This is a genomic window from Curtobacterium sp. PhB128, assembly GCF_004340725.1.
Classification (GTDB): domain Bacteria; phylum Actinomycetota; class Actinomycetes; order Actinomycetales; family Microbacteriaceae; genus Curtobacterium.
This window is the reverse complement of record NZ_SLUR01000001.1, coordinates 565,601-576,827: the sequence shown is the minus strand read 5'-3', so window position 1 is coordinate 576,827 and position 11,227 is coordinate 565,601. Positions and strand designations below refer to the sequence as shown.

Below are 11,227 nucleotides of genomic sequence, written 5' to 3'. Positions count from 1 at the left end.
ACAGGAACCAGACCATGCCCATCGACGGCATCACCGGCAGCGTGGACCAGGCTGCCCAGGCCGCGGCCCTCGCCGCGAACTCGACCGCGAAGAAGTCCCAGACGATGGACTCCGAGGTGTTCATGAAGCTGCTCGTCACGCAGCTGCAGAACCAGGACCCGTCGTCGCCGATGGACACCAACCAGATGATCAGCCAGCAGACGCAGCTCGCGATGATGGAGCAGATCACCAACCAGACCACGACGGGGAACGAGAACTTCTCGCTCCAGATGCGCATCGCCGCCGCGAACCTCGTCGGCAAGCAGGTCAGCTACACCGACGCTGCGACCGGTACCGCCGTCACCGGGACCGCCTCGGCCGTGTCCTACGCGACCAGCGTGCCCACGGTCACCGTGAACGGGAAGGAGGTCGCTCTCGACGTGATCTCCGGCATCACCACCACCGCTCCGGCTTCCTGACCGTTCTCCTTCCCCTTCTCCTTCCTGCTCTCCCTGCCTCTCCGAAAGGACGCACCATGCTCCGCTCGCTCTACTCCGGGATCTCCGGCCTCCGCTCGCACCAGCAGATGCTCGATGTCACCGGCAACAACATCGCCAACGTCAACACCGTCGGCTTCAAGGCCTCGTCGACGGTCTTCCAGGACACCCTGTCGCAGATGACCCAGGGTGCCGGCGGACCGCAGACCGGTGTCGGCGGCACCAACCCGGCGCAGATCGGCCTCGGCGTCCAGGTCGCCGGCGTCTCCACCAACTTCGCGCAGGGCTCGGCCCAGGCCACCGGCAAGGCCACCGACCTGATGATCTCCGGCGACGGCTTCTTCGTCACCCGCCTCGGCAACGACACCGTCTACACCCGCGCCGGTGCGTTCGACTTCGACGCGGACGGCCGCCTGGTCACCGCCGACGGCAAGATCGTGCAGGGCTACCCGGCCACCAACGGCGTCGTCAACGACAACGGCGGCCTCGCCGACATCACGCTGCCGCTCGACGCGGCGGCACCGGCCGTCCGCACCACCTCGGCCTCGGTCGCCGGCAACCTGCCGTCCGAGACCGCCGTCGGCGACACCATCACCCGCGAGGCCACCGTCTACGACGCCTCGGGCGCCAAGCACACGATGTCCCTCGCCTACACGCGCACCGGCACCGGCTGGGACGTCACCGCGCGCAACGGGCAGGGGACCACCACGAACGGGTCGCTCACGTTCGGCACCGACGGCAAGCTGACCTCCGGCGGCGCCCTCACGGTCGGCGGCATCGCCGTCGACATGGGGGAGCTCACCGGCTTCGCCTCGCTCAACACCGCGTCGATCGGTTCGCAGAACGGGCGCGAGGCCGGCGCCCTGCAGGGCTACGCCATCTCGAAGGACGGCACCGTCACGGGCACGTTCTCGAACGGTGCGTCACTGGCCCTCGGCCGCATCGCCCTGGCGACGTTCGCCAACCCGGCGGGCCTCGAGAAGACCGGTGCCTCGGGCTACCGCGCCACCGGCAACTCGGGCACCGCGACCGTCGGCGGTCCGGGATCGGCGGGGGTCGGCTCGCTCGCGGCGGGCACCCTCGAGATGTCGAACGTCGACCTGTCGCAGGAGTTCACGAACCTGATCGTGGCGCAGCGCGGGTTCCAGGCGAACGCGCGCATCATCACGACCTCGGACGAGGTGCTGCAGGAGCTGACGAACCTGAAGCGGTAGGCGCGCTGCGCGCGTCGCGTTTCGTTGCGCCGCGGCGCTGTGCGCTTCGTGAGCAGAAATGGTCGGGTGCCTCCGGGCGACCCGACCATTTCTGCTCACGATCGCCGGTCGCGGCGTACGGTCCCGGCGTACCGTCGCGCGCATGAGCTCGCACACCACCGGCACCGCTTCGGTCACCGCCAAGACCCTGCTCCGCATCGCCCTCGGAGCCGTGCTCGTCTCGCACGGCTCCCAGAAGCTCTTCGGCGCGTTCGGCGGCGGAGGCATCGAGGGCACCGCGCAGGGCATGCACGCGATGGGGTTCCGCCCCGCCAAGCGGAACGCCGTGCTGGCCGGCATCGGCGAGGCCGGCTCCGGTGCCGCCCTGGCACTCGGGCTCGCCACCCCGATCGCCGGTGCGGGCGCCGCGACGACGATGGGCGTCGCGTCGAGCGTGCACACCCCGAACGGCTTCTTCAACGCGGACGGCGGCTTCGAGTTCCCGGCGTTCCTCGGCTTCTCGGCGGCGATGTTCGCGCTCGGCGGCCCCGGTCCGGTGTCGCTCGACCACGCCACCCGGCACGTGTTCGACCGCCCGTGGCTCCGGGCGGTCGCCCTCGCCGCGATCCCGGTCGCGATCGCGGTCCAGGTCGCGCAGCGTCGGAAGGCGCTCGCGTCCGACGCGGCGGCGCCCGAAGACGCGTAGACCACGAGACGGGAGGCCCGGTGCCAGCTGGCACCGGGCCTCCCGTCCTGTCCGTGGTCGGCGCTCCTGCCGCGCTCGCGCCCGTCTCAGACCAGGACGGGGAACGTGGCGAGCAGGCACGCCCCGCCGACGAGGCCGATGACCGCGGCGACGAACAACGCGATGCGGGCCCACTCGCGGCCACCTCGGTCCGACACGGCCGCGAAGAACAGGACGAGGGCGAACAGCACCGTCAGGAGCGAGTAGTCGTCGGACTGCTGGTTGTCGGCGAGGGCACGGTCGAACTGCCGGTCGGCCTTCGCCGAGAGCGTTGCCGCGCGGTCCGATCCGGCGGGCACGTACGCGTCCGTCGCGAACGGCCCGTCCGCGGTCCGACCGGTACCGTCCCACTCCTCGAACGCGGTGCGGAGCTCCGGGGAGAACCGCTCCTGCACGTAGCTGCGGAGCGTGGCGTCGTCCCGTGAATCGGCGAGCACCCACTGCACCCAGATGGTGACGTCCCACTGCCGTGCGTCGCGCGCGCCGGACGCGGCGTCGGCGGCCTGGATCCGGGCGCTCGACGCCTGGCTGAACGAGATGGACATCTCGCCGCCCCACTTCGACGCCTGGAAGCCGCACCAGGCGGTCACCACCGCGGTGATCGAGAGGAGGACCACGGTCGCCACCTCGCGTCGGCGCGTCCAGTGGGGGCGCTCGGGCTTCTCGGTCATCGTCATCGTCATCGTCCTGGTCGGTCAGGCGCCCGGCAGGGGGAGCGTGCGTGCCCACCGTCGGATGGCGGTGTAGGCGGTCTCGCGGACCCGGGGTTCCGAGAGCATCACGTCGTGCAGGGCGCCGTGGATCCGGGCGACGCTGACGTCGTCGCCCAGCGAGAGTGCCCGGTGCGCGACGGCGTCGACGTTCAGTGCGACGTCGACGTGGGTCATCTCCTCCGACCACTTCGGGGACAGCAGGCTGTGCGTGCTGAGCAGCACGAGCGTCGGGGTCTCGGCACCGAGCCCGTGGGCGACCTGGTCCTGACCGGCGAACACCGCCGCGAGCCACCCCGGGTGGAGCGGGAAGCCGCGCTCCGGACGCCAGGCCTGGTTGTAGGTCCAGCTGCCGTCGGACCCGCTCGACACGGCGCGGGTGTAGAAGCCGGGGTCGACGGTCGGGAGCGGAGCAAGGGGGTTGCGTCGCGCGCCGAGCTTCATCAGCGGAGCGATCAGCTCGCGGGCGAAGCCGGTCGCCTGGAACTCCAGCCACGGACTGTTGAGCACCAGTCCGGCGGCCACACCCCGGTGGCGGCTGTTCCAGAGCGCCAGCGTCAGCCCGCCGGTCGAGTGGCCGAACAGGATGAGTCGCCGACGTCCGTGCTCGGGGTCACCGTGCCCGATGGTGTCGAGTGCCGCAGCGATGTCCTCGTCGTAGACGGCGAGGTCGTCGACGTACCCGGGGGTCTGGTGCGGCAGCAGACTCCGGCCGTACTTGCGGAGGTCCAGTGCGAAGAAGCGCGCGCCGAGCGCCTCGAGGTGCTCGGCCATCTCGCGTTGGAAGAAGTAGTCGGACCATCCGTGGACGTAGAGCACGTCGGCGCCGCCCAGGGGGAGGTGGCCCGACCGCCACGGGATCGCGGTCCGCCACCGTCGCGGGAGCCGGTGGGTCCGGGTGCGCCGCACCAGGGTCGCGGTCACCGGTCCTTCGTCGTCGTCCTCGAGCGGCAACGAGCGGGCCTCGAAGTCGGGACCGAGCACGTCCGGGGCCCACCCGCTCGACGGATCGTCGCCGCGACGGGCTCGTCTCGTCGGCCCCGCACCCGGGCGCGTCCTCACCCGGACCACCTGGTCCCGTCTCGACGCCGACGGCGGGTGGAACGGCGGATCGCGATGCCACCGGTGAGCAGGAGCGCGGCGATGGCGAGCGCCACGACCGCCTGACGACCGTCGTAGCCCGTGGACGCCAGGGAGTCCGGAGCGGGGCCGACCGGACCCGACCCGCTGCCGTCCCCACCCGGTGTCACCGACGGAGGGCCCGGTGCCGGTGTGGGTGTCGGGGTCGGGGTCGGCGTCGGCGGGGTGGGGGTGAAGTCGTAGTCGTTGGTGATCGTCACGACCTGCAGGGTCGGCACGCTCTGGTCGGCTGTCGATGCGACCAGCACCCGGACCGTGCCCGGAGTGACGGTCCGGGCGTCCTCCCCGTACGCGCCCACCGCACCGCGTTCCGCGACGTCGCAGGTGGCGCCGACCGGGATGCCGTCGATGCGCGCCTCGAGGGCGTTCTCGGACGTGAGGGCCACCACGGCGGCACCACCCAGGTCGAGCGCGACACCGGCCACCTCGCACCGGACGTCGGCGTCGAACCGATCAGGGGCTCGGCCTGCGCCGGCGCCCGTCACCTGCTTCCGGATGAGCATCGACCCGACGGACGGTGCGACGCCGACCTTCACCGGCGCCTGGGCGATCGGGAGTCCGCCGTCGCTCAGTGTGGCGGTGGTCCCGACCTGGTTGAAGGCCGTCTCGTCGCGGAGCGGGACCGTCGTGGGGACACCGTCCGGGTGCGCGGCGGTCACCGGCTCGTCGACGGTGCGGTACCGGGCCGTGACGGCTTCGCCCGGGTCGAGCCCGCCGACGGACCCGAGGTCGACCGAGACGCGCAGGCCCGTCACGTCGTCCCAGTCGCCGGTGAACGCATCGTTCGCGGTCCACGTGTTCGTCGAGCAGAGCGAGTCGTCCGTCCAGGTCGTCGAGTCGGTGGTCGAGCACACGGTGCGGTCGCTCGTGACCTGCCAGGTCGTCGTCGCACCGAGCGGTGCGTCGACCTCCACGCCGAAGGAGTCGTCGAACACCGGCCGGTAGCTGCTCCCACGCGGAGCCCCGGTCGCGAGGAGCCGGTCGCCGGGCTGCGGGAGCGGGTCGACGAAGGTGACCCGGTCCTGGTCGACGGTGCCGGTGTTCGTCGTCCGGACGCGCCACTCGTCGGTCCCGCCGACACGCGTGGCGGCGACGCAGGGCGGGAGGGTGAAGCCGTCGTCGTCCGGGGTGCAGGACGTGCCTGGGTCCGACGGGTCGGACGCACCCGAGACGAGCGGGTCGACGACGTCGCCACGCACCGCCTTGCTCGTCTGCAGCGCCGGCCCGGGCGTGGGCTGCACGTAGTTGGTCGTGCCGCACTCCTCGGCAGGGAGTCCCGAGATGGTGCCCTGCCCGTTGCCGGAGTCGTTCGTGCAGCGGTCGAGCGCCGAGCCGGTGACGGCGACGGCCGAGTTCGTGGCGCGCTCGTCCTCGTGCAGACCGGGTTCCAGCGTCAGGGGGATCGTGATGGTGAACGTCTCGTCCGGGGCCATCCGGTCGTCGTCGGTGGGCCAGGTGAACGTGATCGTCCGGCCGTCCTGGACCGTCGTGACGTCGGCGGACAGTGTCCCGTCGGGCGAGGTGCGGAACGTCGGGTCCGTCCCGTCCCACGTGAGGCCCTCGGGGAGCTCGTCGCGCACGGACGTCAGCGTGACGATGCCGGTCCCGGTGTTGCGCATCGTGACGGTCCACGGGACCGGGGTCCCGACCGGCACGGTGTGCTGGTCGTTCGCGGGCGCCTTGGCGACGTCGAGCTGGCGGGTGCCCGGGTCGAGCGTGAGGGTGTCGTCCGCGGCGGCGGTGGCGTCGGGGAAGAGCGTGTCGTCGCTGCGGTGGGCGGTGACGGTCGCCGAGTCGTCGAGGGTGCCGGGGAACCGGACGGGTGCACCGTCCCGGCCGACCGGGAGCACGACGACGTGGAGCACCGCGGCGGCGGTCCAGGCTGCCGGCGGGTCGGCGTGGGAGAGGACGTCGCCGTCCGCTCGGTCGAAGACGAAGCGGATGCCCGTGATCGCGGCCGTGTCAGACGTCGGCAACGTCGCCGAGTCGGACGCCGCCCCGAGCTCCCACGCAGGCTGGCCGTCGAGCTGGACGTCGACGCGCACCCGGTCGGCCCCGGCCGGGAACGTCACGTCGTCCGCGGAGAACGCTGCGAGCCGGACGTCGTTCCAGAAGTCCTGGTCGGTGTCCTCGATGGTCACCGTGTCCGGCGAGACCGTCGCGTCGTCGCCCTGCGCACCGTCGAGGCGCACGTCGATCGTGTCGCTGCGGTCGGCCTCGAGCAGGGTGTCCGGTGTGAAGGTCTTCTCCGCGGTGACGTCGAGGACGCCGCGGACCAGCGCGACGGCCGCGGAGGCCGTGTCCGTCGGGGTGCTGGTCTGACCGGACGGCGCCAGGACGGGGTCGTACGACTGCGCGAACGCCCGGTTCGTGACGGTGGTCGTCGCGGTCACGGGGACGGACGGCAGGCTCCGGAGCGTCGCCCGCAACTGCGTGTGCATCGTCATGGTCAGCGGTCGGCCGGTGGAGATGGTCCCGCCGGTGCGGGTGGGGTCCGTGCCCTGGTAGACGACGCTGACGCCGACGACGTCCGCGAGCTGTGCCGCGGTCTGGGCCCGGGCGCCGGTGATCGAGGTCGTGCTGCTGGAGGTCGTCCCGGTGTCACTCCGGTGCAGCAACGTCACCGTCGATGCGTCCGCGTCGACCTCGTCGTCGTCGACGCTGAAGTCGAGTCCGGTGAGGGTGAACCGTTCGAACGGGTTGCCGGTCGTGGAGTCGGCTCCGTCGAAGGGGTCCGCCGACCACGCGTCGGGGTCGCTCGTGCAGTCGGAGAGGGTCGCCGGTGTGCACGGCATCGGGTCGGTCACGCGGACGTACGACGCGCGCGAGGCGGAGCCGTTCGTGGCGGTGACGGTGAAGTCGTTCGTGGGGTACTCGTCGGGGTCGACGTCACCGCGTGCCGGGACGGCGAGGCTGTCGTGCTCGGAGGTCTTCGCGAGCCCGACGAGGGGCGGCCGGTCGAGGATGACGAGGTCGTCGACCGCAGTGGAGCTCTGGTCTCCGTCGTCGGTCGTGGCCGTGACGTCGACCGCGTTGCGGACGGACCCGGCGGTGCTGAGGTTGTAGTCGGTGGTGCCGTTCACCCACTCGACGTCGGCGGTGCCCGGTGCTCGGAGGGAGTTCCGGAGCTCCCAGGTGAGGTGGAACGGTCGCGGCGTCGTGCTCGTGGCGATCCCCGACCCCGGAACGGGTCGGGTCGGGTCGGTGCTCGCCGCGCGGGCGTCGTCGTCGGGCGCCACGGTGATCCGGACGCCCGTCGTCGCAGCGGTCTGCTCGCTCGTCAGCGCGTACCCGACGAAGCCGGTCTGGTCGACCCAGCCGGAGGTCGGCGCCGGGACGGTGGACCACGTCCCGTCGCTGAAGAGCTCGACGGAGGTGACGGTGTCCCACCGCCAGAGCGGGTCGGTGCTCACCGCGATCGGGTCGATCGACTCGAGGTCGAACGCCTGGAAGACGGTGGCGGCCGGGTTCCCCGCGTTGCCTGCTGGATCGGTGACGACGATCTGGGACGTCCCGGTCGTCCGCGAGCCCCACTCGAGGACGGACCCGACCTGCTCGCCGGACTGGCTGTCCACGGTGGTCCGGTCGGTGGCGAAGTCGGTGTCGGTCCACCGCTTCCCGGCGATCGTGCTCCCCGTCCCGGTCGTCGACTCGATGTCGGCGTCGGCGTCGGCCTCGACGACGTCGCTCTCGATGGTGGTGCCGCCGTCGACGGCACCCTCGCCCTGTGCGGTCGCCGTGTTGGTGTAGGTCGACGGACCGGCGTCGGGGGTGCTCGTCGATCCACCGCCGTACCGCTGGTCCGCACGGGCCTGCGAGACGACGTTGGGTTGCACGGTGGTGCCCTGCGGGAAGCCGTCCGGGTTCGTGAACACGAACCGGAGTCCGGTGATCGCGCTTCGGAGGTCGGCGGGGACGGTGCCGGAGAAGTTCGTCGGGCCGGTGGCGGGGAGGCCGTCGATCGGGAGCGGCTGCCAGGTGGCGCCGTCGTCGGACGTGTAGTCGATGGTCAGCGTGGTGCCCGCGGGCACCTGCGTGGGCGCGATCGCGACCGGGTCGAACGCGTTCCAGAACGATCCGTCGTCGTGGGGCGTCGGCGCGACGTCCTCGATGGTGATCGTCGTCGGGGTCACGAACGCGGAGTCCGTGCTGGTCGTGGCCGGGAGCTGGGCCACGACCGTCCCGCCCGGTGCGATCGGCTCCTGCGGGCTGAGGGTCTTGGAGAGCGCGATCTCGATGTCCGGGCGGAACACGTCGAGCGGCGCGGACGCGCCGTCGTCGGCGGTCGCACGCCCGTTGCGTACGGAGGCCGTCGCACGGTTGGTGGTCCGGAGTGGTGCGTCGTCGGCAGCATCGAGCGCGGTGTCGATGCCGAAGCGCGTCGTCGTCGTCGCGTCGGCATCGATCGGGCCGTCGTACACGATCTCGAACCCGGTCACGAAGGTGCCGTCCGGGGCCGCGGCCGCCGGGGTGTCGCCGTCGGCGAACGGATCGGTGCGGGTCGTCCCGTCGCTGAAGTGCCAGACGACGTCGGCGCCGGTGGCGGTCGCGGGGTACGCGAGCGGACTGCTGAACCCGGCGAAGCCGACGTCGGCGGTGAAGTAGTCGAGGTCGCTGACGCGGAGTTCCTCGACCGGTCCGTCCGACGTGTTCGTGGCGGTCACGCTGCCGACCGCGTTCGTGCCCGCGGGGACCCGCGCCGGGTCGATCGACTTGGTGACCGCTGCTCCGAGGTTCGTCGGTGAGACGGCGTGTTCGGCGGAGGCCGTGCTCGTCGCGGGGTCCTGCCCGGGGACCGAGACGGTGGCGGCGGCGGTGTTCGTGGCGGACCATCCCTCGCCGAGCTCGACGTCGGAGTCCCGCTCGGTGCTGCGCTGTCCGACGTCGAGTTGGATCGAGGCAGCCGGATCGCCGGGCGTGAGGACGGCCCCGCCCGGGCCGGTGAAGGTGTACCGGACCCCGGCGACGTCGGCGTCGTCGACGCCGGCCGGGAACGTCGCGGATCCCGGCGCCGAAGGAGTCCCGGTGACCCAGCGGTAGGTGCCGGTCCCGGGGTCGAGCACGTACGCGTCGACCTGCACGGCGGTCGCTCCTGCGGGCAGGGCGATCGTGCCGGGTCCGGTGACGTCGACGTACCGGAACGGGTTCGTGGCGTCCAGCGTCGCCGCACCCTCCGCCGCGTTCGACGGGTCCTGGACGACGAGGGACGTGGCGGGGACGTTCGACGCGTTCGAGGCGGAGAGCTCGATGGTCGACGGTGCGCCGGGGGAGTACTGCTCGTTCGTGGGCGTCCAGGACTTCGTCGTCGCGACGTCGACGGTCGTCGGGATGTCCACGGTGACCGTCGCGGCGCTGGACGCGGTCGCGGCGTTGTCCGCGGTGCCGGTACCGGTGTTCGTGATCGGCTGGCCGTTGTAGGGCCACGTCGGCGGGAGGTCGGCGGGGACCCGAAGGGTCGCCGTGAGCGTGTACGCCTGGCCCGCGGCGAGGCCCTGGGAGCCGTCGGCGAGCGGTTGGACGAACTCGAGGGTGCCCACGCACGGCGGGTCGCTGGTGACGACCGTCGCCGGTGTGCCGCCGCAGCCGGTGTGGGTGACGACCCAGTCCGGGTCTGCCGGCGCGGCGGGGTTGGGCGGAGTGGCGCTGAGGTCGACGATCGGGAAGCCCTCGAGCTCCGCCGGCAGGGTGTCGACGATCCGGGCGTCCACACAGTCGGCGTCATCGCACCCGAGTCGGATCGTGAAGGTGAACTCGTCGCCGGGGCCGAGGGTGGCGCTCTTGCCGCCGTCGACCAGCTTGTTCACCTCGATCGCCGCAGGGTCCGCAGCCGATGCGGGGACCGCTGTCGTCACGATCGCCCCGGTCGCGAGGAGCACCGCGGTCGTCGCGGCGATCGCCGAGCGCAGCACGTGGTTCCGGCCGATGCGCTTCACGTCGGGAACACCGTGGCCCAGTCGTCGCGGACGCTGACCACGGTGATGTCGCGCTCGTCGGCCTCACGGAGCACGACCTCGGCGCCCTTGTCGTACGGCTGGTCGCCGCGGCCGGTGTCGTCGTCGTGGTGGACGAGCAGACGGAGTCCTGCGTGGCCGGGCACGGTGTACTCGAGCATCTCCCGGTCGCCGTCGGAGTTCCCGACCGCGACCGCCGGCCGCCGTCCGATCCGGCTCCAGACCCGGACGGGCTTCTCCGGGCCGTCGTCGAAGAACGCGAGTGCGTCGACGTAGCGGACCTCGCCGTCGACGTACTCCAGGCCCATGGCGGAGCCGATGACGTGTTCCGGGGCGATGCCGTAGTTCTGCTCCGTCATGGGACGCATGAAGTCGCGTTCCCCCGCGGACACCACGTAGCAGGTGAACCCGTGCTCGTGCAGGAGCCGCACGAGCTCGACCATCGGCTGGTAGACCGTCGCCGCGTAGGGAACGCCGAGCACGGGGTGTTCGGCGTGCGCGTAGAAGTCCGACACGAGCCGTCGGTAGTCGTCGACGCTCATGCCGGCGGTCGCACGCCCCACCGCCGCCAGCAGTAGCCGGAGATCGGAGTCGTCCCCGCTCGCGTGCCGGTCGACGGCGCCCCCGATCCACGACAGGTCACCGGACTGCGCGGCCGCGTAGGGCTGCGTGCGAGCGAGCTCCGGGTCGGCGGACGCTGCAGCGGCCCACTGCTGGACGAGCCAGTGCAGCTGGGTCGGCATCGGCTTCTCGTTCCAGAGCGTGCCGTCGTTGTCGAAGACGGCGACGCGGTCGTCGACCGGCAGCGGGGTGTCCCCGCCGGTCGTGCGGGCCAGGAACTGTTCGACGGCGTCGCGGGCGTGCCCCGGGCGCCAGGAGGGGAGTGTGTCCATGCCCCGGATCGTCCGGCCGCGCGGGCCGGTGCGCACCATCCTGATCGGGTGAACCGGGAAGCCCGTCGCGCCGGATCGCCCGAAGCGGGTGGTGCCGGCCGCGCGCCGTCGGCGCTAGA

General features: G+C 72.2%; 7 protein-coding genes. 3 read left to right on the top strand and 4 right to left on the bottom strand.

Annotated elements, in window-relative coordinates; all coding sequences use genetic code 11:
• Positions 1-14 precede the first annotated feature (14 nt).
• From EDF23_RS02600 to EDF23_RS02590, 3 genes are all read left to right on the top strand, one after another.
• The gene (locus EDF23_RS02600) at positions 15-458 is read left to right on the top strand and encodes a flagellar hook capping FlgD N-terminal domain-containing protein (RefSeq protein WP_131920265.1); all 444 of its coding nucleotides are present in this window, start codon (positions 15-17) and stop codon (positions 456-458) included.
• A 56-nt stretch (positions 459-514) separates the two neighbouring features.
• Positions 515-1,690 carry a flagellar hook protein FlgE gene (locus EDF23_RS02595; protein ID WP_123292728.1) on the top strand — a complete coding sequence of 392 codons (1,176 nt, stop codon included), beginning with the start codon at positions 515-517 and terminating at the stop codon, positions 1,688-1,690.
• Between the two features lie 142 nt (positions 1,691-1,832).
• Positions 1,833-2,375, top strand: coding sequence for a DoxX family protein (locus EDF23_RS02590; RefSeq protein WP_123292743.1), 543 nt, complete (start codon positions 1,833-1,835; stop codon positions 2,373-2,375).
• Between the two features lie 86 nt (positions 2,376-2,461).
• Here EDF23_RS02590 and EDF23_RS02585 read toward each other — a convergent pair whose 3' ends face one another.
• The 4 genes from EDF23_RS02585 to EDF23_RS02570 form a co-directional block, all read right to left on the bottom strand.
• Positions 2,462-3,091, bottom strand: a complete 630-nt coding sequence (locus tag EDF23_RS02585) for a hypothetical protein (RefSeq protein WP_243648785.1) — start codon at positions 3,089-3,091, stop codon at positions 2,462-2,464.
• Positions 3,092-3,109: 18 nt separating this feature from the next.
• A complete protein-coding gene (locus EDF23_RS02580) occupies positions 3,110-4,108 on the bottom strand; it encodes an alpha/beta hydrolase (protein ID WP_243648784.1) in 999 nt (332 codons plus the stop codon).
• Between the two features lie 74 nt (positions 4,109-4,182).
• Positions 4,183-10,197: an isopeptide-forming domain-containing fimbrial protein gene (locus tag EDF23_RS02575; RefSeq protein WP_131920263.1), complete on the bottom strand. Its 6,015-nt coding sequence runs from the start codon at positions 10,195-10,197 to the stop codon at positions 4,183-4,185.
• A complete protein-coding gene (locus tag EDF23_RS02570; RefSeq protein ID WP_131879970.1) occupies positions 10,194-11,108 on the bottom strand; it encodes an HAD family hydrolase in 915 nt (304 codons plus the stop codon). Before EDF23_RS02570 ends, EDF23_RS02575 begins: the two co-directional genes overlap by 4 nt.
• Between the last annotated feature and the right edge of the window lie 119 nt (positions 11,109-11,227).

Coding starts and splice junctions, on each gene's coding strand:
- EDF23_RS02585 (WP_243648785.1), bottom strand. CDS start 3,091: ATGACGATGACCGAGAAGCCCGAGCGCCCCCACTGGACGCGCCGACGC.
- EDF23_RS02600 (WP_131920265.1), top strand. CDS start 15: ATGCCCATCGACGGCATCACCGGCAGCGTGGACCAGGCTGCCCAGGCC.
- EDF23_RS02570 (WP_131879970.1), bottom strand. CDS start 11,108: ATGGACACACTCCCCTCCTGGCGCCCGGGGCACGCCCGCGACGCCGTC.
- EDF23_RS02595 (WP_123292728.1), top strand. CDS start 515: ATGCTCCGCTCGCTCTACTCCGGGATCTCCGGCCTCCGCTCGCACCAG.
- EDF23_RS02590 (WP_123292743.1), top strand. CDS start 1,833: ATGAGCTCGCACACCACCGGCACCGCTTCGGTCACCGCCAAGACCCTG.